Raw genomic sequence first — 21,731 nt, 5'->3', positions numbered from 1 at the left:
ACGTTACGTCAGCATACTGGACGTTCCGTTACCAGACCGGATTAATAAGTTAAACGAATGGATTCAAGCAGATAGAGCGAAAACTACTGATTCGCATCGCCCAGGACGTATTCGGATGGGCTTTTATCGTAATAGGCGCCCTGGGAGTCTTCCTCCCACTGCTGCAGGGTGTACTGTTCATGGTGATTGGGCTGACGATCCTTTCCACGCGCTACGCCTTCGCCCAGCGCATGTTGGCCAGGCTGGAACACAAGTATCCTGAAATCTACGCCAAGGTGGAGCGGCTCAAACAGCGATTCGCCGAAAGCAAGCCACTGCTGGTCGCCATCGGCACGATCCTGATCGTCCTGCTGGGCGTGGGGATTTACCTGGCCGTGCTGGGGTTCAAGACGGCCTATGCGAAGATCGCGCCGATCCTGTTGAATTAGTCAGATCAGGCGGGTTAAGCGTCAGATCCAGTGGGGTTTGTCAAATCAAGCGCCGAATCAGGCGGCGGCTGCGCCGGTCCAGCCGGTCGAGGTCGGAGATCTCGTACCGGTTGCCGTTTTCGTCCGTGATCAGGATGCGGCCGGGCGCCAGTTCCACCATGCCTTCCCTCAAGTCCCGCATCGGGATCTTGACGTCGCCACGGTCCGTCTCGACCGAGAATAGCGACGTGCCTCCCCGGCCTTCCATCTCCACGATGCGCGTTATCCTTGGGCGGAAATAGCGCCACTCGATCTCGTCCCGGATGATGCGCCCGGTCTCTTCGTCGCAGGACGTCGGATCGGCCAGGATGCCCAGGTATTCGTCATCCTGGTCGAAAAAGGTGATGTACCGGCTTTCGTGCGAAAGCGGAAAAGCCTGTCGTATCTTGACGCTGAAGAACAGGTCACCCGCGATGGACAGCGTGGGCGGCTGGTCGTCCCGCCGCTCGAGGTGAACGGCGGCCGGATCGAGAAAGGACATATATTACCCCTCCACACCCACGATGCTCGAGACGTTGGTGTGCAGCTGGACCAGGCGGTAATACTCACCCTGCCGGTCCAGCAGCTCCTCGTGCGTGCCCAGTTCCACTGGCTCGCCGTTTTTGAGGACGAGCAGGCGGTCGGCGTCTCTGAGGGTGGACAGGCGATGGGCGATGGCGAGCGTCGTGCGGCCCTCCATGAGCCTTCCCAGGGCTTCCTGGATCTTCTTTTCCGTCTCCAGGTCGAGGGCCGAGGTGGGTTCGTCGAGAATCAGGATCCTCGGGTCGTGCAGGATGGCCCGGGCGATCGCGACCCGCTGGCGCTCCCCGCCGGAAAGCCGGCCGCCCCGTTCCCCGACGGGCGTGTCGTAGCCGTCGGGCAGCTTGACGATGAACTCGTGGGCGTTCGCGTTGATGGCGGCCTCGACGATCTCCTCCCGAGTCGCTTCCTGATTGCCGAAACGGATATTGTCGGCCACGGAACCGGAGAACAGGAAGGGATCCTGCTCTACGTAACCGATCTGACTGCGCAGTTGCGTCAGATCCATCCGGCGTACATCGGTTCCATCAATCAGAATCCGCCCGCCGTCGACGTCGTAGAAACGGCACATCAGCTTGATCAGGGTGGACTTCCCGGCGCCCGAGTGCCCCACGAGGCCGATCATCTCGCCCGGTTCGACGTGCAGGTTGATCCCCTTAAGCACCGGCTGGTGTGCCACGTATCCGAAATTGACGTCCTGCAGCTCCAGGCGTCCCTCGAAACGGGGTACGTCGACGATGCCGACTGGCGTGTATTCTTCGATGGGGCTGTCGATGACTTCGAAAGTCCGGGTGATGGCCGTCATCATCTCCGGGATCCAGTCGGCCATGCCGGTCAGTTGCTGCACGGGACTGTAGAACATGGCCAGGTAGAGGAGGAAGGCCACCAGCATGCCGATCGTCATAGCGTTCGACTGCACCAGGAGGCCGCCGTACCACAGAACGAGCAGTCCGCCCACGGACACGAGGAACGCGAGCAGCGGACGCACCGTGCGCGAACGGACATGGATGTTGCGTTCGGCCGTGAACACCTTCTCGTTCTCGAGCTGCATGTCCCGGCTTTGCCGTTTCTCCTGGGCGAAGATCTTCACGACCCGGATGCCGGCCAGCGCGTCGTTCACCCGCTCGAAGAAGGTCGCCCAGCTGTCCCACGACCTGCCGTAGAACCACATCAGGTACCGCTTGATATGGACAGAGGCGAAGATGATGGCGGGAATGGGGATCAGGACGAGGAGCGCCAGCTCCCAGTTGAGGTAGAACAGTACTGCGGTCATGCCGACCACGAGCAGCCCCTGCTGCACCACCTGTGGCGCGAAATCGATCCAGAAGTAGTGGATCGACTTGGCGTCCCGGGCGATGCGGGCCATGAGACCGCCCGTCTGCTGCATGTCATAGTACTTGAGGGGCAGGAGCTGCAGCACGTTCAGCAGTTCGGACCGCGCGTCGTAGGCCAGGCGGTCTCCCAGCACGGCCAGCATTCTCCCGCTGATGATAGTCACCCCGGTATGGACGATCCGGGAAACGGCCAGGAGCGCGACGATCACCGGAAGCCAGATGTACATGCTCTGGTCCACCAGGACCTGGTCGACGAGGATCATGGTCAGGTACGGGGGCAGCAGGTCGATGGCCGACGCGGCAACCGTGACCACCATGGCGACAACCAGCTTGCGCCAGTGGGGCAGGCAGAAAGTCCACAATCGCCCAAACGTGCGCAGGTGGGCCTCGCGGCTCGACCAGTCCGGGACCGGTTCCTCGGCAACGGGCTCCGTGTGATCCGTGCTGCCGTCGGGGCCGATCAGGTGCAACAGGGACTCGACGGCGTCGGTCATGTCCTGCGCCACGGCGTGGGTGTACCGGATCAGCCGGATGCTCTTCCCGTCCACCTCGGCCTCGAGCGCGCTCGCGCCGACCAAAGGCTCCACGGTCAGGCCGTCGATCTCCGCCAGGGAGAGGGTATGAGTCAGCGTCCAAGCTCCGTCGGACCGGGTTGCCGCCACCAGCTGCCGCCGGGTCACGACCAGCATCGATTCGTCAATGCGGCCGTCCGGCGCCAGGTCGGTCTTGCAGGCGAAAAGGAGATCGCCATGGTCCTCGCCTGCAGGCAGGCCGGACCGGATCAGACGGGTCAGTTCGGTGGGTATCCTGTTGATCAGCGGCATGGAAGTGGTGCGGTTGGGTTCAGTTTCGTTCCGGACATTCTGTCAGGGATCAGCCAGGGAAATCAGAATCGGTTCGGATGCAAGGCGGCCGCCAGGGTTTCGATCGCGTGAAAGAGCCTGGGTGCGGGACGAAGCAGCCAGTTCTCTGGGATCAGGACGATGCGTTCATTGCGCACGGCGTCAAGGCCCTGCCAGCCTTTCAACGACTTTGCCCGTTCCAGGTATCTCACCCGGACTTCCTCCGCGTCCTGTCCTTCACCCAGCGTGGAAAGGAGGACCTGCGGATCCTTGGACACGATGTTTTCCAGGTTGTACACCGCCCACGTACCCGGTGCCAGGTCGTCGGCCACGTTCCGCCCGCCGGCTCGTTGAATCACCGCCGAGGTAAATGTTTCAGGTCCGGGGGTCCAGTTCTCGTCCCGGAAGGGGCTGCCGACGAAAATCGCGGGACGCTCGCTTTCGGTCAGGCCGTCGATCCGCTCCGCCACCGCGGCCAGCCGCTGGCGGTACCCGTCGGTAAGCTCGCGGGCCACTTCCTCACGACCGACAAGCCTGCCCACTGTGCCGATCGCATCGAGCACGTCTTCGATCGACTGGGGGTCGAGGACGAACACCGGAATATCCAGTGCTTTCAGGCTGTATACCAGTTCTCTGGCGTTTCCCTTGGAGGCCAGTACGAGATCAGGATCTAGCGCCACGATTTTCTCGAGACTCATTGTCGTGACGTCGCCGACCTTTTCGATTTCCCTGGCTTCCGGCGGATAATCGCAGTAGTTCGTGACCCCCACGACCGAACTACCCGCACCCACGGCGAAAAGCAGTTCCGTGTTGCTCGGTATGAGCGAAATGATTCGCTCCGGAGTACCCTGAAGGGTCACGGCGGAACCGATGACATCCGTTTCGGTCACCTGACCGGCTGCCACCCTGGAAATCAGCAGGAAACTAAGGAGAAGAACAAACATCGGGAAGCGCGAAACGTACCTCACATTCGTTCCGGATGTCACTGGAGAAGGATACAATTTACAGCGGTATACAATATAGACGAAGACGGTTAAAACGGTACTTTTTTTTGTGATACGCACTAAATTGATTCGAAGCCTGAACTACGTAACCGGACATAGTAACTGGACATAGCTGTCGCACCGTCCGTACCCGACCCGAAACGGTTGAGGCGGCGGTCGCTCGAAATGAAGCATATCTAGAAGGGACGCATACGATGGGACGCTTTCACTACTGCCTCAATACGAGTACGATCCGATCGCCCGGCGTTTCCGTGCTGGAATACGTGGATATCGCGGCCGACGCCGGATATGACGGGATCGAACCCTGGGTAGAGGAAATCGATACCTGGGTCGAAGAGGGTGGTTCGCTGCCGAAACTGCGGGACCACGCTGCCGGCCGTGGCATACGGATCGTGAACCTGATCGCCTTCTTCGAGTGGGCCGTACCCGAAGAAGACCGGCATGCCCGGGGATTGGAAGAGGCGAGACGGTGCTTCGAAATGGCGCAGGTCCTTGAATGCCCTTTCGTTGCCACTGCCCCCAAGGGGATCCACGACCGGGAAGTAGACCTTTTTACCGTCGCCCGGAGATTCGCCCAACTGACGGAGGCAGTATCGGATTACTCACCAAAACCTCTGCTGGAGTTCTGGGGGGTGTCCCGGACGCTGGGAACGGTCGGAGAAGCCCTGCTCGTGGCCGCCGAAAGCGGGGTGCGAGACGCCAGCCTGCTGTCCGACGTCTTTCACATGTACAAGGGAAGCGGGCACCAGCGGGGGATGGACTACCTCGATCCCGGCCGGCTGGGCCTGGTCCACGTGAACGACTATCCCGCCGACCCGCCCCGCACGGACATCGAAGACGAGCACCGGGTCTATCCCGGAGACGGCGAAGCGCCCTGGGACGAGATCGTCGCAAGCCTGGTACGGCAGGAATACCGGGGCATGCTGTCGCTCGAGCTGTTCAATCCCGCCTACTGGGCCGAAGGGCCGGTGGCCACGGCACAAAAAGGACTGGCAAAGCTCCGGGCGTGCGTGGAAAGCGCGTGAATGCGCAGTAAACGCGTAAATGCACAGTAAACGCATGAATGCGCAGTAAACGCATGATTCGGAACGGACCAGAAAACCGGGCGACTTGCACCAGCGTCCACTCCGCACAACCCCTTGCCACCATGTCCACAGCCACATTGCCACATTCCGACCGGGAAATGTCTCCGGCGCCTCCCGCTGTACGGCCCGTTTCCGCCGGCCTCACCCTCCGGGCCGTGGTGATCGGATGCGTCTTCACCATCCTGTTGACCATCTGGTCGCTCGCCTCCGAATTCGTAACGCGCGGCTCATTCATTACGGTCACCCACCTGCCGGTGGCGGCGCTGCTGCCCTTCATCCTGATGGTCCTCGTGGTGAATCCCTGTCTGAAAATCACCGGCGTCAGCCGTCCATTCAACAGCCAGGAACTCGTCGTGATCTTCTTCCTGGTCTTCACGGCTTCCGTCATACCGGGCTGGGCCTTCAGTAATTACGCGATTTCGATCATCAGCGGACCGTTCTATCACGCCACGCCCGAGAACCGGTGGGCGGAACTGTTCCTCGACTATCTTCCGTCCTGGCTGGTGGTCCCGAACCACCTGGGTGGGTTGAACCAGTTCTACGAAGGCGTGTATTCCACGAGGAACATACGCTGGCAGATCTGGTTCGCACCCATGTTCTGGTGGGTGACGTTCTACATCGCCCTGTTCATGGTCGGCGCCTCGATCATGGTCATGCTCAGGAAGCAGTGGGTTGAACACGAACGGCTGACCTTTCCGTTGGCCCAGGTGCCTCTGGCGCTGATTGACGGCGCCGAGGATCGGGCCCTCCTGCCCAGGATTGCCCGTGTCCCCATGTTCTGGTGGGGGTTCGGAACCACACTGGTCATCATGATCTGGAACATGTTCAGCTTCTTCGACCTCATGCCCGCAATCCCCCTCGGCGCGGGACACGCCTTTCCCCTGACCCTGTACGAGGCCTTCCATCCAATCCAGGTGCGCGTCAACTTCCTGCTGATCGGGGTGGCCTACTTCACGCGGGTGGAAGTTTTGCTCAGCGTCTGGCTGTTCTACCTCATCCGCATTGTGCAGCAGGGCGTGATGACCCGCGTCGGCGTGCCGGGTCCGCAGGAAATGATGCACTTCCAACACTTGTCCGGCTTTCTGGTCTTCGTGCTGTTCGGGCTGTGGATGGCGCGAAGGCATATCCGCGACGTGATCCGGAAAGCCCTGGGAAGGGCGCCTGAAATCGATGATTCACGGGAGTTCTTTTCGTACCGTACGGCCGTGCTATCTTTTTCCGGCGGTTCGATTTACATGGTTTTCCTCCTGTGGAGCGCGGGCATGACGCTCTGGGTCGTAGCGCTCATGATGTTCGTCCTGCTGGTCCTGTATATCGGCGTAACCCGCGTAGTGGCCGAGACCGGCCTGGCATCCCTGGACCTGCCCTACAACAGCGCCAACGAAATCACGCTCAGGTTCGTCGGGTCGGAGCACATCAACGCCCGGACCATCGCGGGGATGTGGCTGTGCCAGACCTTCACCCGAAACTGGAGGACACTCGGCATGTGTTCCATGGCGCACGCCGCCAAGGTGGGCGACGTAATCGGTGGCGTGGGCAAGGGGGTGTTCGGCGCCATCGCGCTTTCGCTGGCCATTGGATTCATGACAGCCCTGTTGTACACGCTCTACCTGGGGTATGACATGGGCGCGTCCCAGCTCAAGGCAGGCGGTTTCGAGTCCGGGGCGAAGGGTTACTGGACGCAACTGGAGACTTTTCTTACGAATCCGCAGGCCATGACGCAATCCCAGTTGACCATGGTAATGAGCGGCATCCTGATCTCGGCGTTTCTGATCTGGGCTCATCACCGGCTTCACTTCTGGCCCCTTCATCCCGTGGGGTTCGGGATCGTCACCACCTACGCGGCGGATATGGCTTTCCTTTCCATCCTGATCGTCTGGATCATCAAATCCGCTGTCCTCCGGCTCGGCGGCGTATCACTCTATCGCAAGGGCCAGCCCCTGTTTATCGGCATTATCGCCGGATACGCCCTGGGGGTTTTTCTGACCTTCCTGGTGGACGCGGCATGGTTCCCGGGCGCGGGACACGTCGTGGACGGATGGTAGCGGAGCGCCCCGGTGCGTTGCAGTTCGGTGTGTGGCTACCCGTAGCGGTGTGGTATCGACTTTGTTTCTCTTAGCAAGGAGCGGTTTAATCAATATGAATCTGTCTATTCTCGACCAATCTCCCATACGTGATGGGGTAACAGCCGTGCAGGCCTTCCAGGAAACCCTGACCATGGCCAGGGAGGCCGAACGGCTGGGTTATCGGCGTTTCTGGGTGTCCGAGCACCACAACGCCCACTGCCTGGCAGGCAGTTCGCCAGAAGTACTGCTCGCCGCCATCGGGGCGGCCACGGAGGACATGCGGATCGGTTCCGGTGGCGTCATGCTGCCCTACTACAGCCCCTTCAAAGTAGCCGAGAGTTTTGCCGTGCTCACGAACCTCTACCCGGACCGGGTGGACCTGGGCGTAGGACGGGCGCCCGGAGGAGACATGAAGACGGCCCGAATGCTGGCGCCCGGCGCAGGGCCGCGGTTCGAGCAGTTCCCCGAACTTGTCGCCCAGCTGGTGGAGATCCTTCAGGACCGGGATTTCGAGCCGCGGGTCACGCCGCCCATCCAGTCTCCGCCCCCCGTCTGGATGCTCGGGTCCAGCCCGGAAAGCGCGATGCTCGCCGCCCGGCTGGGCCTGCCCTACAATTTCGCCCTCTTCATCAACAGCAACATCGACCCGCGCATCCTCGAATTCTACCGTCACTATTTCGAGCCCTCCGCCCAGACGCCGCGGCCCGAGGCCTGCATCGCGATTAACGTCATCTGCGCCGACACCGAGGCGGAGGCCAAACGCCTCGCCCTCAGCCGCGACCTCCTCTTCGCCCGCTTCGCTTCGGGCAAGCCCAGCAACGTCGTACCTACGGTGGAGGAGGCCGAAAAACACCGGTTCAGTGAAGCCGAAAAAGCCTTTCTGGAGGACAAGTTCCGCCTTGCGGCCGTGGGTAGTCCGGACCAGGTCCGGGACACCATCGACCGGCTTGCGGGCCGGTTCGGAGCCGAAGAGGTCATGGCCGTCACAATCACCCATGATTTCGAAGCCCGGCTGCGGTCCAACGAACTCCTGGCCGAAGTGTACAGGTAGATCGCTTCGATTCAGGACGATCGCTTCAATTAGGATTGCCTGCTGAAATCAAAACGACTACATTGAGATGGCCTCAACCTCCCGTACGCGACCACCGAACAAGGAGCATCCGACATGACCATGGTCATGGAACATACCGTGCTGAGCGACGAGCAGATCGCGTTCTACCAGGAAAACGGGTTTCTCCACATCCCGGAGGTATTTACGCCGGAAGAGACGGCCGAATTGTCGGATCAAATGGACCGGCTCGTCGAGGACTGGGCGTTCACGAGCCCGGGATGGAACGGTCCATGGCGCCTGGCCTACATGGATCCGGAGACGGAGGCCAAATCCAAACTGACGGCCATGCACGATCTCCATTTCTATTCCCAGGCCTGGTCGCGCGCCGTCGCCAACCCACGGCTGGTGGAGGCCCTGTCGCAGCTGCTGGGGCCGAACGTGGAGCTGCACCACACCACGCTGCACATCAAGCCGCCCCAGACCGGGCATCCCTTTCCCCTGCACCAGGACAACCCCTTCTACGGCCATCACGACGGCCGGTACATCGACGTACTCGTCCACCTGGACGACACCCGTCACGAAAACGGCGAAATCCGCTTCCTGGCGGGGTCCCACAAGTCCGGTCATCTGCAGCATATCACGGAATCGGAAGAAGGTCCCTGCGCGCCCCATCTGCCGACCGACGAGTACAGGCTGGAAGACACTGTGGCCGTACCGGCCCGGGCCGGCGACGTGGTCATCTTCTGCATCGACACGGTGCACGGTTCCTACATCAACCAGACGAAAAAGCCCCGCAGGCTCGTGCGCATGGGTTACCGGAATCCGGACAACCGGCAGGAGTACGGTCAGAGTTTCGGACGGCCGGGCCTCATGGTCTGCGGGTACCGCGAACGGCGAGAAGGCGACGAACTGCTCCCGGGTACCTGATGGCCGACCTTCCCCTGCTGGGTTATACCGACCGGTTGTCCGGCCGGGCCGGCGACGAGATCGCCTTCAAGGTCAGCAGCGCGGCCGCGAGACCCTACCGGGCCAGTCTCGTTCGCGTGATATGCGCCGATCCCAATCCCGCCGGTCCCGGGTTACAACTGGAGGAAGCCGACCTGCCCTTCGGGGGAGAATTCCCCTCCAGGTCCCAGCCCTTCCACCCGGGCTCTCACGCCGTCATTCCTCTTGACGGCCGCTTCCACCCGGCCAGCGGCCTTACCCTTACCGCCACGATATGGCCCACGTCCCCGGACAAGGCGGACCAGGGCATCGTCAGTTGCGGCACCAGAGGACGGAAGCCGGCGCTCAGTCTCTGCCTGGACCGGGGCGCCTTGACCGCCTTCGTCCGTTCATCGACGAACCAGGTGACCCGTGTTACCTGTCGAAGCGAGCCGATCAAGACCCGGCAATGGTACCGGGTGTGGGCGAGCTACGATGCCGGAAGCGGGACGGTGAGTGTGGGTTTCCGGGCAGTCCACGCACCTCCCGGACCGTCCAATATCACGGTTGAGGCCGTCGGCCCCGTTCCCCTGGGCGACCTGGACCGGATCATCATCGGTGGACAGGACGGCGATCCCGTTCACGGCCACTTCAATGGAAAGATCGAAGCGCCTTCCCTCGTCGACATCCCGGTGGAAGAAACCGACCACCACGAATACGACGTCAGAAACCATCCAGGCGCATGGGCCCTGTGGGACTTCGCCCGTGACACGAGTTCGACACGAATCGTGGATGTTGGACCGCATGGAATGCACGGCCGCCTGGTCAACATGCCAGCCCGTGCCATGACCGGTTCCCGATGGACCGGCGAGGAAATGTCCTGGAAGCACGCACCGGAACAGTACGGCGCCATCCACTTCCACGATGACGACATATACGACTTTGGCTGGGCGACCGATTTCACCTTCACGATCCCGGACGGCATGCGATCGGGACTCTACGCGGCCCGCATCCGGTGCGGCGAACACGAGGACATGGTTCCGTTCTACGTCTGCGCGCCACGGAGCAGGCCCACGGCAGATCTCTGCGTCCTTGCGTCCACCTTCACCTATACCGTCTACGGCAATCACGCCCGTCCTAATTTCCATCCTTCCTGGCTTGAGCGGATCAGCGAATGGAACGCCTATCCCTGGAATCCCGCCGTTCACCCGGAATACGGGCTCTCCACCTACAACTTTCACGGAGACGGCAGCGGCATCTGCCACGCCAACCACAGGCGCCCCCTGTTCTCGCTCCGCCCGGGCTACATCACCTTCGGCGCCACGGAAGGCGACTGCTCGGGGCTGAGGCATCTGCAGGCAGACACCCACCTGTACGCGTGGCTTGAGAAAAAGGGCATCCCCTTCGACATCATCACCGACCAGGAACTGCACGATGACGGTATCGAGGCCATCAAAGGCTACCGCGCCGTAACCACGGGTTCCCATCCGGAATACCATACGCCGCGCACGCTCGACGCCCTGCGGCAGTTCCGGGAACAGGGCGGCCACTTCATGTACCTGGGCGGAAACGGGTTCTACTGGCGCATCGCCGTTCATCCCGAAGGCAACGGGACCCTGGAAATCCGCCGGAACGAAGGCGGCATACGGGCCTGGGCGGCCGAACCGGGCGAGTACTTCCAGGCCTTTGACGGTGGATACGGCGGCCTCTGGCGCAGGAACAACCATCCCCCTCAACAGCTCGCCGGAGTGGGGTTTTCGGCCCAGGGTAATTTCCATGGATCGTACTATCGCATCGCCCCGGACGCCCGTGCCAACCCGGAGACCACGTGGATCTTCGAGGGTGTGGAGGGCGAGACCGTGGGCGATTACGGGTTCAGCGGAAACGGTGCTGCCGGGTTCGAACTCGACCGGGCCGACTACCGGCTGGGCACACCCGAAAACACCCGCGTCATCGCAAGTTCCGAAGACCACCACGAATCCTTCATACCCGTACCCGAAGAGCTGCTCACCCATATCACGACCTGGTCCGGAGAGCCACCGGAGAAACTGGTCCGGGCGGACATGGTGTATCAGCAGTCGGACTCCGGCAGCCAGCTTTTTTCTACCGGATCCATCACCTTCTGCGGCAGCCTGCTGCACAACGATGCCGACAACGACATTTCCAGGATCGTGTCCAACGTGCTGCGCCGGTTTCTGGCCGCCGAACCCTCAGGTCGGCCTGGGCCTGGGCCTGGGCCTGGTCGGTCCAGTCGGCCCGGTCGGCCCGGACAGCCCTGACTACCATGAAGATCGCCGTTTTCGCCGACGTGCACAGCAACCTGGACGCGCTGGAAACCGTCCTGGACCATATCGACCGCTGGCGTCCCGACAGGATCCTCTGCGCGGGCGACATCATCAACCGGGGACCCAAACCCCGTGAGTGCACCGAACGCGTCGTGACTCGCGCCATGGCGGAAAACTGGGGCATGATTTACGGGAACCACGAGCGGTACGTGCTGAAGTACGGAAGCGGAAACCTGCCCGACCGCGGTCCCGAATTCGAGATCATCAGGCATGCGAAGTGGACGTACGATCAACTGGTCGGACAGACTGATCAGGCCGGGTCGGATGGTCAGGCCGGGCAGACTGGACAGGCCGGGCAGGATGGACTGACCGGGACGGACCGCCCGGACCGCTTGAACCGACCGGACAGCCTGGTCGAACGTCTCGAAGCGCTGCCCTTTCAGTGGTCCATGACCGATGAGGCGGGGAACGAATTCCGCATGGTGCACGCATCCATGCTGGGGGACCGCAAAGGGATCTTTCCCGATGATACCGAAGCATCGTTGCGCGAGAAAATCGCTCCGGCGCCGAAGGTGCTGGTGGTGGGTCACACGCACCGGCCCCTGATCCGGACCGTGGATGATGCCCTGGTCGTCAACGTGGGCGCGGTGGGCGCGCCTTTCGACCGGGACCCCCGCGCGGCCTACGCACAGATGACGTTCGAGGCCGGTGCGTGGAAGGCGGAGATCATCCGGCTCGACTACGACCGCGAACGGGCGATCGCGCGCTTCCACGAATCCGGCTACCTGGAGGACAGCGGAGATTTCGCAAGGCTCATCCTCGCCGAGTTCCGCGAGGCCCGTTCCCTGATTCCGGGTTGGTACCGCGCCTACGAAGACCGGGTGATGTGCGGTGAGACATCGCTGAAGGCGTCGGTGGACCGTTACCTGGAGGACTGCGAGATCGATGGCTGAACGCGTAGATCGCCATCTCCATTCATGAAAGGATCATGATGCCGAAGAACATCGTCGTACTCATCACGGATACCTTCCGCCACGACAACCTGGGAAACCGCGCGGAACGGCCCGTGCGAACGCCCGAACTGGACCGTTTCGCCGCGGAAAGGGCGACGGAGATCACAAAGGCCCACATGGGCAGTTTCCCCACAATCCCCCATCGCACCGATTTCGCGACGGGGGTCACCGGTTGGCCCCATTACGGCTGGCAGCCTATCGACCTGAGCGGGCCCAACCATGCGGGCAGGATGCTCGGCGAACTGGGTTACGCCACGCAACTGATCTGCGACTGTCCCCACCTGTTCAAGGCCCGTTTCACCGATGGCTTCGACGCGGCGTACCAGAACCGGGGCCAGGAGGGCGACCGGCCGCTGCTCCACCTCAACGACCCCGTAGAACGCGTCGTCCAGGACGACAAGACCCGCGTACATCCGCGCTATCGGGGCTATACGCTCGTAAACCAGCACCGCTGGATCAACCACTACTACCGGTATGAATCCGACGTCTTCTCCGCGCAGACCGCGCAGACCACCGTTCGCTGGCTCGAGGAAAACGCCGAGTCCGCCCCGTTCTTCCTGTGGGTGGACTTCTTCGATCCCCACGAACCCTGGGATCCGCCGGAATATATGGTGCGGCGCTACGACCCCGACTACACGGGACCGCCCATGCTGCATCCGAACTACGGACCTTCGTCGGCCTACACGCCGGAGGAACTGCACAACCTGTGGGCCCACTACGCCGCGGAGACGGAACTCGTGGACCGCCACATCGGGCAGGTGCTTCAGAAGATCGACGACCTGGGCCTCTGGGACGATACCATCGTGACCGTCATGTCGGATCACGGCATGTCCATCGGAGAGCACGACCGGACCGGCAAGTCCAATATCATGGAAACCGACGGGAGGTTCTGGCCCATCTACCCGGAGATCGGCCACGTCATGCTGATGCTGGCCGGCGGCGGCGTGCCCCGAGGGGTGCAACTCCCCTTGATAACGCAGACGATCGACCTGTTTCCGAGTCTCTGCGACCTGGCAGGCGTCTCGGTGGACCCGCCGAAATCCTTCGACGGTGTATCCTTTGCCGACGCCGTGCTGGAAGGCCGGACCAGCCACCGCGAGTATGCGGTAAGCGGCTGTCACCTGGCGGACCCGTCAGGAGGCCTGGCGAGGCGCGCCACGACGCCCTTCCTCGTTACGGACCGTTGGGGCTACGCACCCGTCGGAACAGACGGACGGCCCGAGCTCTACGACCTGCAGAAGGACCGTCTGGCCAAGCAGAACATCGCCGACGGCAACGAAGCCACCCTGGATGACCTGCATGCCCTGTTCCTGGCCCACCTGGCGGAAAACCACGCTCCGGAAAACGTGACCGCCGTCTGGAGCCAGTCGGGCGGCAGCGGGAACCTCGAGGGTAAGTGGGCCATAGACTACCCCGGGGAATAAGCACTTCATGGATTCGGTCGACGTTCACACCCGGTTTGAGAAACTCGTCCATCGATTCGATCCGCACGCCAGGCTGAAAGACCATCGCAGCCTGCCCGGCGGCTATTCGGCCGATGTGACCGTCCTGGAACTCGTAGCCGGAGACGGTACGGCGAGAAAGCTGATTCACCGGCTGCACGGCGAGGTGGACCTCCAGCAGAACCCGAACGTGGCCGCGGACGAGTTCCGCGTGCTGCAACTGACCCACGCCGCGGGGCTGGCCACGCCCGCGCCGGTCTACCTGGACGCGACGGATCCACTTTTTCCCACGCCTTCCCTGGTGCTGGAATTTGCCGAGGGTATTACCGATCTGAAGCCCGGCGATCCGGCGGAATACGTGATGCAAATGGCCCGGGAACTGGCCAGGATACACCGGATGGATACGGCAGGCCGGGATCTTTCCTTTCTTCTGCGGTTGGAGGATGACTGCGCTTCGGCGATCGGGAGGCCGCCGGAAACGCCCGGCATTACCGCGGGCGAACGCGAACTCCTCGCCCTGCTCGCAACGGGTTGGCCACTCCCCCGCAAGAATGCACCGGTCGTCCTGCACGGCGACTATTGGCCGGGGAATACCCTCTGGCAGGATGGAAAACTCACAGCGGTCATCGACTGGGAGGACACCCGTCGGGGTGACCCGCTCTTCGACGTATCGAATGCCCGGTTCGAGATCCTTATGCTCTTCGGCGCCGTGAACATGGATCTGTTCACGCGCCACTACGAATCCCTGAATCCCGTGGACTCCGGTTGCCTTCCATGGTGGGATGTCTACACAGCGTTACGCGTAGTGAACAAACTCGACTTTCTCGCCACGGAAGCACGGGACGAATCCCTGATTCGCGCTGATCATCACGGGTTCGTGGAGCAGGCCCGCGACCGCATGGGATCGTGCAGGGGCAGGCATCAACCTTCAAAATAACCCTTGCCCGAAGCCCCTCCCCGGCATACATTATACGCCGAAGTTTTCGGGGCGTAGCGCAGTCAGGTAGCGCACCAGCATGGGGGGCTGGTGGTCGCTGGTTCAAATCCAGTCGCCCCGATTCCGGCAAGGCAGCCCACCGGGCCCTTGTCCCTTGATCGGTCATACATCGGGGCGTAGCGCAGCCCGGTCAGCGCGCCTGCTTCGGGAGCAGGAGGTCGGGAGTTCAAATCTCCCCGCCCCGATCCGATTTCTCAAACATCAGAAAACCAGTATATCCATCCTGCCTGTTTGCTTCCGTACCCTGTTACCCCGCGACTTCCCCGCCGGATTTCCTGGCAGGTCGCCGAAACCGTAATACCGCGGTCTGGTGCGCAGTCTCGTCCCGGAGATACGATCGCGCCCTGATCGACCGGTCATCGAGGAGGATGCTGCCATGTCGTACCGAATACGATTTCTGCCGGCCGCCGTCCTGTTAATGAGCGCCGCGTTATGGCTGACTACACCGGGCTCGGCCCGGTCCCAGGTCTCGGACCAGCCAAACACGCCCTTCAAACTCGCCACTTTCGAGGCCACAGGAACGATCCGCATCGGCATGGCGGTCCGTGCAGACCAGTCGGACCAGTCGGACCAGGAGGTCCAAGCGGTCCAGGCAGACCAGACGACCCATGCGGGCCAGGAAAGGCTGATGGACCTGCACGAGGCGAACGCCTATGTCACCCGGCAGCTCGGATTGCCCGTGGTATCCATTCCGAAGGAAATGCGGGCGCTGATCGAGCAGTACGACGCCGTTTCCAACCGCATGTACACGATAGCGAATTACATGGGCGCTGAAAACCGCCTGTCAGACCCGGACCTTGCTTTCGTATTCGATCCGAAGGACGTTTCCTTCAAGGCGCCGATCAAGTATCCCTACAACCTGCTGGCGGCCGCGGCGAACTACCGGGCCCACGCGGACGAGATGGAAGAATCGGCCATCGGTGGCGCGGGTTTCACCGCCGTTGAAGTGGATGTGGACGCCGAGGAGCCCTATTTCTTCGCCAAGTCGCCGAGATCCACCATCATCGATCCGGGCGAACCCTACTACGTGCCGAAGGACGTGAATATCGACTGGGAAGCCGAACTGGCCATCATCATGGGCCGGCCGGCCCTGGACCTGACCCTGGAGAACGCCCACGACTATGTCTTCGGTTACAGCATCGTGTTCGATGTCAGCCGCCGGGGCGGCTCCGGACTGAAGCCGATCAACCGCATGTTCCCCGGTCCGAACTGGTTCAACGGCAAGAGCAGCGACCGCGCTGCCCCCTTCGGGCCCTACATCGTTCCCAAGGAGTTCATCCAGCATGACGACCTCGACATAAAGACCTGGGTCAACGGCGTGATCAAGCAGGACAGCAACACCAGCTACATGATCTACGATGAAGCGCACATGATCCGGTATCTGACCTCCGTCCAGACCCTCTATCCGGGCGACGTGATCGCCACGGGCACGCCGGACGGCGTGGGCCGCGCCCGGAATCCGCCCGAGTACCTCATGCCGGGCGACGTGGTAGAAATGGAGATCGAGGGCATCGGCAGGCTTGTCACGCCCATGGAAGCCAAGCCATGAAGACACGCGTGACGACTTTCATGAAGACCCTGGTTGCCGCGCTCCTGAGTGGAGCGATCGCCTTCAGCTGCAGATCTTCAACGGAGGTCGAATCCCCGGCCCCGGAGGTCGAATCCCCGGCCCCGGCAGGCGAATCCCCTGACGACGTATCCCCGCCCCAATCCTCCATAACGGACGAATACGTCCTTCGCGCCGACGCGCTCACGGAGGATCGAACGCCCCCCGAACCCGATCCCGCGAGCTACGGGATGGACCCGGTGACCGGCCGGTTCGTCTACCCAGCGGCCACGCCCCATCAGCATGAGTCCAAACCCTTCGAAGGCCAGTTGGATTACTGGGATACGGGCGAGTATGCAAAGGCGATGACCGTCGAAGCCTATTACCCGATTACCGTCGAACCCTTTCACACCTGGCAGAACATCGTCGATTTCGACGGTCGCCGGTACATGTACCAGTACGTGCGGCGCGCCTTGAAAATCTATGACATCACCGATCCGAAGGACCTGGAGGTCGTCTACGAGAAGGGCAGCACGTGGACCGGAGACGGTCCAGGCGAGGAAGTCAATCCCTATGACGAAGGCGACATGTTCGGCGCCGCGTCCATCCAGTGGAACGAAGATCTGGACAAGTACGTCATGGTGCAGGCCTTCGAGATCCGGCGCTTCGGCGTGCTGAGCGACAAGCGAACGGAACCGGACAAGGTGATGGCCATTCGAAGTGCCAACCATCTCAAGGGGTTCAAGGTCTACGAGATGAACGGGCCCCTGCCGGATGACTGGATCCTGCTCGCCGAACGAACCACCGACTACGAACACCCCGATGCACCGATCGGCGAGCAACAGGGCTCTGGCGTGCGGGACATTCCGGCCTGGCACGGCGGCCGGTACATGTTCGTCGCCGCAGCGCCCAGTGCGGAATACGCGCTTACCGAATACCCGAGCGACCTGTATTCGGCCGGTTACCAGGCCTGGGACATGACCGACCCGGCCGAGCCGGTGTTTCTCAGCCACTTCAACGTGCCGGGCCAGAAGCTGGGCGATTCCGGCGACGAGGCCGTCTACCGGGCCAATCCCCGCGCGGGGAACCGGACCTCCTGGTTCGGCGCGCGCATGTCGATTTTCATGGCCACGCCCGTGGAGGAAGGCGGGAGGTACGGTTATGCCGCCATGGGCGGCCTGGGGTTCTACGTGCTGGACATCTCGGACCCGGCCGGTATCAAAGCGCTGGGTCACCTCAACTTCCCGCCCAGCGTCGCGGGCACGGAAGGGGATTACATCAACGTGACGCAGGTGGAAAAGACCGGCGTGGTGTACTTCTCCGGTTATCCACTGAACGAAGACGGCTGGGAGCCCTACAAAGACATCTACATGATCGACGTGAATGATCCCGTCAACCCCAGGCTGCTCGGCACACTGCCCAGGCCGGTACCGCCCGCGGATGCGCCGTTCACGGATTTCGTCCAGCGGCGTGGGAGCTTCGGGCCGAAAAGAAGCGGCTATTACACCCAGCCCGGGACGCCCAAAGAGGATATCCTCCTCTATGCCTTCTACAACGCCGGCGTGCAGGTATTCGATGTCTCCGATCTTTCCGATCCGAAGATAATCGCCTACTTTGTACCGAAATTCGATCCATCCCGCACCCCGGGATATGCATTGGGTAACCTGACCCACGGCATTTACGTCGAATACGACCGCAACCTGGTCTGGCTGTTCACCAATCACGGTTTCTACTGCCTGTCGTCCCCCGTGCTTGGCGCACCGCATTCTGGTCCGCCCGAGACGCCCTGGCCGAAACGATAGCAAGAGATTCAAGCGCGTGTTGAAATCATGATCAAGGCTGTGCTGACCGATCTCGACGGTGTCGTACGCAGGTGGGATCCAGGCGTTATTGCACGGGCGGAAATCGCAACGGGGCTTACACGTGATGCCCTGCTGAATACGGCATTCGAGCCAGATCTGCTGCTCCGTGCTACAACGGGGCAGATTGACGATGAAAACTGGCGGTCGGTGGTGGCTGAACGGCTGCGGCTTCGACATCCGGCTGCCGACGCGGGGGAAGCGGTTCGGTTGTGGTCCCTTTCGCCGGGAGAGATCGACACCGATGTGTTGGATCTTCTGCTGCGATGTCGCGAAAACACAAGCCTTGCGCTCATCACGAATGCCACCACCCGGCTTGACGCCGATCTTAAGCGGCTGGGCATCGACCAGGCATTCGATCACGTCGTGAATTCGTCATCGATCGGACAGGTCAAACCGCATCCCGGCATCTTCATCGCGGCCCTCGAGCTGCTCGCTATCGGAGCGGACGAGGCGTTCTTTATCGACGACAGGTCCAAAAACGTCAATGCCGCGATCGAATTGGGCATGGATGGTCATCATTACACGACAATTGAGCGACTGAAACGCGCCCTGGAGCACCATGGTCTGCAGGTTTGAATGTCCATCTCGTACCTTCGACCGTCGGGCACGCCGCCCATGAAGTTGCGTCCATACGGCTTCTGCCATAAAGGGCTTTACATCAACTGAGCGCGACACTAAATTGGCTTGATATTTGCAAAACTTTTCAATACCAGATCGCCTGTTTTGTATACAGGGAATACGGGCTTGAAACCCAATCCCGGTCCGTGACACTTCTGTATCCAAACGATTCTGCACATGCGATTCGCAGCACCAATCAACCTGCATCATGGGAGGCAGCGTGTGATGAGTAGATTTTCCCCCTTGTTTCGTTGGATGCCGCCGGTGATCGCGCTGGCCATGGCGATCACGGTTTTAGCATCCTGCGAACCCGCGGCACAAAGGGCGCCGGGCAAGATTATCCCCGTGGAACAGCCTGACAGCGAATGGCGCATGCTGGGCCGAGACCTGGCCTATACGCGATATTCCCCGCTGGAACAGATCAACGCGGATAACGTGGGTCGCCTGGAAGTTGCCTGGCGATGGAAGCAGGACAATTACGGCCCCCGACCAGAGTATTATGCCCAGCCTGTGCCTATCTATGTGGGCGGCATGCTGTATTCGACGGCGGGTACGCGACGCAGCGCCATGGCCATCGAGCCGGAAACCGGCGAGACGATGTGGACCTACCGCCCGGTGGAGGACGAAGAACGCTGGGCAACGGCTCCGCGACGGAATTCCGGGCGAGGCGTATCTTTCTGGACTGACGGGCAGGGAGACAACCGGGTCATCCTGATCACCCGGGGTTTCTACCTGGTGGCCCTCGACGCCCAGACGGGCATCCCGGTGGCCGAATTCGGCGATAACGGTGTGGTCGACATGATGGACGGCTGGCGCAATTCAGAGAACGTCACGCCCGTAGGCAACCTGGCCAACACGTCTCCCGCGACGGTCGTGGGGGACATCATACTTGTTCCGCCGGCCCTCGCCGCGGGATTCCGGCCAAGGTCGATGACAAACTCGCCGGGAGACGTCGTGGCCTACGACGCCCGCACCGGCGCGGTCCTCTGGAAGTTCAAGGTCATTCCGGACGACGGCGAGGAAGGCTCCGAGACCTGGGAGCAGAATTCCAGGTCCTATACCGGGAACGCCGGCGTATGGACCTCCATTTCCGCCGACGAGGATCTGGGCTATGCCTATCTGCCCATCGAAGCGCCGACGAACGATTACTACGGCGGGCATCGCCTGGGCGACAACCTGTACGCAAACAGCCTGGTGGCCGTCGACTACACGACGGGCGAGAAGATCTGGCACTTCCAGATCGTCCATCACGATATCTGGGACTATGACAATCCCGCCGCGCCGATCCTGGCCGACGTAACGATCGACGGCGAGCCGCGCAAGATCGTGATCCAGAACACCAAGCAGGGCTATTCCTACGTCTTCGACCGAGTGACCGGCGAACCCATCTGGGACATGCCCGAGACCGACGTCCCCGCGACGGACGTACCGGGCGACCGGGCTTCGCCTACGCAGCCGATTCCCGTGAAGCCCGCCCCCTGGGAACACCAGGGTATCAGCCAGGACGACCTGGTGGACTTCACCCCGGAAGTGCGCCAAGAGGCGATCAACCTGATGGCCAACCACCGGTACGGACCGCTTTATCAGCCACCTTCGCTAGCGGAAGCGCCGGACGGTACCATCGGCACGATCCAGATCCCGGGCGCTAACGGCGGGGTCAACTGGAACATGACCTGCCTCGATCCGGTTTCCGGCGTGAATTTCATCCCCTCCAACACCAGCATTTCGAAGCTGGCGCTGCGAGCGCCGGATCCCGAGGAGTCGGACATGGACTACTTCTCGGCCGGCCTGAGAGCGCCGCGGGTCTTCGGCGAAATCCCGCTGGTCAGGCCGCCCTGGGGACGGATCACGGCGGTGGACATGAACACGGGCGATCACGTGTGGATGGCGCCTAACGGCGATACGCCTCAGGCCATCAAAGACCTGCCGCAACTCGCGGGCGTCGATCTGCCCCGGACCGGCAAGGCCACCCGGATCGGTTCCCTGGTGACGAGCACGCTGCTCTTCGCCGGCGAGGGCTTCGGAGGAGATCCCTATCTGCACGCCTACGACAAGGCGACGGGCGAAGTCGTCGCGTCGATCGAACTGCCGGCAGCCCAGAGCGGCATGCCCATGACCTACATGCACAATGACGTGCAATACCTGATCATGACCGTCGGCGCCAGTGGGCATGCCGCCGAATTGGTGGCATTGAAACTGGGCGAGGAACCCGCAGCCGACGAAGGCGAGTAGCCTGCGTTACCAGGAGAACGGGATCGAGAATCCCGCAGTTGGCGACTAAAACAGGAGAATCGTAATGAAACGCTACATCTGGAGCGTGGCCGCCGCAGTCCTGATCGCGGCCTGTATGCAGGGCACGGCCGCCGCACAGGACAATATGTTGACAGAAGCGGAGCAGGAGGCGGGCTGGACGCTGCTGTTCGACGGCCAGACCCTCCTGGGCTGGACCCACCGCGGCGGTACCGCCATCTGGGCGGTGGAAGATGGCATGCTCACCGGGGAATCGACGGGTGGCCCCGGGTACATCGGGTCCTACGACGAGTTCACCAATTTCGAACTGAGCGTGCAGTTCAACCAGGACGCTGGACATAACAGCGGCGTCTTCGTCCGCGGACCGCGCGATACCGGGGCGAGGGTGAACCAGTATTCATTCTATGAGATCAATATCGCGGATAC

Annotated in this window: 17 protein-coding genes and 2 tRNA genes; 16 read left to right on the top strand and 3 right to left on the bottom strand. The window is 61.9% G+C overall.

The genetic code is table 11. The features are described from left to right. Nucleotides 1-95: 95 nt before the first annotated feature. Nucleotides 96-428, top strand: coding sequence for a hypothetical protein (locus OXH56_15390; protein MCY3556693.1), 333 nt, complete (start codon nucleotides 96-98; stop codon nucleotides 426-428). A gap of 40 nt (nucleotides 429-468) precedes the next feature. Here the strand turns inward: OXH56_15390 and OXH56_15385 are convergent, their stop codons facing one another. The 3 genes from OXH56_15385 to OXH56_15375 form a co-directional block, all read right to left on the bottom strand. Next, nucleotides 469-948, bottom strand: coding sequence for a DUF1854 domain-containing protein (locus OXH56_15385; protein MCY3556692.1), 480 nt, complete (start codon nucleotides 946-948; stop codon nucleotides 469-471). Between the two features lie 3 nt (nucleotides 949-951). Continuing rightward, on the bottom strand, nucleotides 952-3,144 hold the full coding sequence (locus OXH56_15380) for an ABC transporter ATP-binding protein (GenBank protein MCY3556691.1): 2,193 nt from the start codon (nucleotides 3,142-3,144) through the stop codon (nucleotides 952-954). Nucleotides 3,145-3,206: 62 nt separating this feature from the next. Further along, on the bottom strand, nucleotides 3,207-4,052 hold the full coding sequence (locus tag OXH56_15375) for an ABC transporter substrate-binding protein (GenBank protein MCY3556690.1): 846 nt from the start codon (nucleotides 4,050-4,052) through the stop codon (nucleotides 3,207-3,209). A gap of 308 nt (nucleotides 4,053-4,360) precedes the next feature. Here OXH56_15375 and OXH56_15370 point away from each other — a divergent pair, with 308 nt between their 5' ends. From OXH56_15370 to OXH56_15300, 15 genes are all read left to right on the top strand, one after another. After that, complete coding sequence (locus OXH56_15370; protein MCY3556689.1) at nucleotides 4,361-5,191, top strand: sugar phosphate isomerase/epimerase; 831 nt, start codon at nucleotides 4,361-4,363, stop codon at nucleotides 5,189-5,191. A 158-nt stretch (nucleotides 5,192-5,349) separates the two neighbouring features. After that, complete coding sequence (locus tag OXH56_15365; GenBank protein ID MCY3556688.1) at nucleotides 5,350-7,296, top strand: hypothetical protein; 1,947 nt, start codon at nucleotides 5,350-5,352, stop codon at nucleotides 7,294-7,296. Nucleotides 7,297-7,390: 94 nt separating this feature from the next. Next, complete coding sequence (locus OXH56_15360) at nucleotides 7,391-8,368, top strand: LLM class flavin-dependent oxidoreductase (protein MCY3556687.1); 978 nt, start codon at nucleotides 7,391-7,393, stop codon at nucleotides 8,366-8,368. 114 nt (nucleotides 8,369-8,482) lie between these two features. Further along, nucleotides 8,483-9,295, top strand: a complete 813-nt coding sequence (locus OXH56_15355; GenBank protein MCY3556686.1) for a phytanoyl-CoA dioxygenase family protein — start codon at nucleotides 8,483-8,485, stop codon at nucleotides 9,293-9,295. Beyond that, nucleotides 9,295-11,571, top strand: coding sequence for a N,N-dimethylformamidase large subunit (locus OXH56_15350; GenBank protein ID MCY3556685.1), 2,277 nt, complete (start codon nucleotides 9,295-9,297; stop codon nucleotides 11,569-11,571). Before OXH56_15355 ends, OXH56_15350 begins: the two co-directional genes overlap by 1 nt. 5 nt (nucleotides 11,572-11,576) lie before the next feature. Next, entirely contained in the window at nucleotides 11,577-12,530 is a 954-nt protein-coding gene (locus OXH56_15345) for a metallophosphoesterase family protein (protein ID MCY3556684.1), read from the top strand. Nucleotides 12,531-12,565: 35 nt separating this feature from the next. Further along, nucleotides 12,566-14,014 (top strand): sulfatase, encoded by a 1,449-nt coding sequence (locus OXH56_15340; GenBank protein ID MCY3556683.1) that lies wholly within the window; start codon nucleotides 12,566-12,568, stop codon nucleotides 14,012-14,014. Nucleotides 14,015-14,021: 7 nt separating this feature from the next. Then, nucleotides 14,022-14,969: a phosphotransferase gene (locus OXH56_15335; GenBank protein ID MCY3556682.1), complete on the top strand. Its 948-nt coding sequence runs from the start codon at nucleotides 14,022-14,024 to the stop codon at nucleotides 14,967-14,969. A 47-nt stretch (nucleotides 14,970-15,016) separates the two neighbouring features. Continuing rightward, nucleotides 15,017-15,090, top strand: a tRNA-Pro gene (locus OXH56_15330). Nucleotides 15,091-15,139: 49 nt separating this feature from the next. Next, nucleotides 15,140-15,214: transfer RNA gene (locus OXH56_15325), tRNA-Pro, on the top strand. Between the two features lie 191 nt (nucleotides 15,215-15,405). Beyond that, on the top strand, nucleotides 15,406-16,578 hold the full coding sequence (locus tag OXH56_15320; GenBank protein ID MCY3556681.1) for a fumarylacetoacetate hydrolase family protein: 1,173 nt from the start codon (nucleotides 15,406-15,408) through the stop codon (nucleotides 16,576-16,578). After that, the gene (locus tag OXH56_15315) at nucleotides 16,575-18,377 is read left to right on the top strand and encodes a hypothetical protein (GenBank protein ID MCY3556680.1); all 1,803 of its coding nucleotides are present in this window, start codon (nucleotides 16,575-16,577) and stop codon (nucleotides 18,375-18,377) included. Before OXH56_15320 ends, OXH56_15315 begins: the two co-directional genes overlap by 4 nt. Nucleotides 18,378-18,404: 27 nt before the next feature. Further along, nucleotides 18,405-19,013, top strand: coding sequence for an HAD family phosphatase (locus OXH56_15310; GenBank protein ID MCY3556679.1), 609 nt, complete (start codon nucleotides 18,405-18,407; stop codon nucleotides 19,011-19,013). A 267-nt stretch (nucleotides 19,014-19,280) separates the two neighbouring features. Beyond that, a complete protein-coding gene (locus OXH56_15305; protein ID MCY3556678.1) occupies nucleotides 19,281-21,287 on the top strand; it encodes a PQQ-binding-like beta-propeller repeat protein in 2,007 nt (668 codons plus the stop codon). Nucleotides 21,288-21,351: 64 nt separating this feature from the next. Continuing rightward, nucleotides 21,352-21,731, top strand: a 380-nt coding sequence (locus tag OXH56_15300) for a DUF1080 domain-containing protein (protein MCY3556677.1), incomplete at its 3' end; no start/stop codon positions are given.

It is taken from the genome of Gemmatimonadota bacterium, assembly GCA_026702745.1.
Taxonomy (GTDB): Bacteria; JAAXHH01; JAAXHH01; order JAAXHH01; family JAAXHH01; genus JAAXHH01.
Note: the sequence above shows the minus strand (reverse complement) of the source record. Positions and strands in the feature narration are given on the sequence as shown.

What these genes read in the sequence shown, in the direction of transcription:
- OXH56_15370 (MCY3556689.1), top strand. Translation starts at nt 4,361, where the DNA reads ATGGGACGCTTTCACTACTGCCTCAATACGAGTACGATCCGATCGCCC.
- OXH56_15380 (MCY3556691.1), bottom strand. Translation starts at nt 3,144, where the DNA reads ATGCCGCTGATCAACAGGATACCCACCGAACTGACCCGTCTGATCCGG.
- OXH56_15335 (MCY3556682.1), top strand. Translation starts at nt 14,022, where the DNA reads ATGGATTCGGTCGACGTTCACACCCGGTTTGAGAAACTCGTCCATCGA.
- OXH56_15310 (MCY3556679.1), top strand. Translation starts at nt 18,405, where the DNA reads ATGATCAAGGCTGTGCTGACCGATCTCGACGGTGTCGTACGCAGGTGG.
- OXH56_15320 (MCY3556681.1), top strand. Translation starts at nt 15,406, where the DNA reads ATGTCGTACCGAATACGATTTCTGCCGGCCGCCGTCCTGTTAATGAGC.
- OXH56_15350 (MCY3556685.1), top strand. Translation starts at nt 9,295, where the DNA reads ATGGCCGACCTTCCCCTGCTGGGTTATACCGACCGGTTGTCCGGCCGG.
- OXH56_15345 (MCY3556684.1), top strand. Translation starts at nt 11,577, where the DNA reads ATGAAGATCGCCGTTTTCGCCGACGTGCACAGCAACCTGGACGCGCTG.
- OXH56_15340 (MCY3556683.1), top strand. Translation starts at nt 12,566, where the DNA reads ATGATGCCGAAGAACATCGTCGTACTCATCACGGATACCTTCCGCCAC.
- OXH56_15365 (MCY3556688.1), top strand. Translation starts at nt 5,350, where the DNA reads ATGTCTCCGGCGCCTCCCGCTGTACGGCCCGTTTCCGCCGGCCTCACC.
- OXH56_15315 (MCY3556680.1), top strand. Translation starts at nt 16,575, where the DNA reads ATGAAGACACGCGTGACGACTTTCATGAAGACCCTGGTTGCCGCGCTC.
- OXH56_15305 (MCY3556678.1), top strand. Translation starts at nt 19,281, where the DNA reads ATGAGTAGATTTTCCCCCTTGTTTCGTTGGATGCCGCCGGTGATCGCG.
- OXH56_15385 (MCY3556692.1), bottom strand. Translation starts at nt 948, where the DNA reads ATGTCCTTTCTCGATCCGGCCGCCGTTCACCTCGAGCGGCGGGACGAC.
- OXH56_15360 (MCY3556687.1), top strand. Translation starts at nt 7,391, where the DNA reads ATGAATCTGTCTATTCTCGACCAATCTCCCATACGTGATGGGGTAACA.
- OXH56_15355 (MCY3556686.1), top strand. Translation starts at nt 8,483, where the DNA reads ATGACCATGGTCATGGAACATACCGTGCTGAGCGACGAGCAGATCGCG.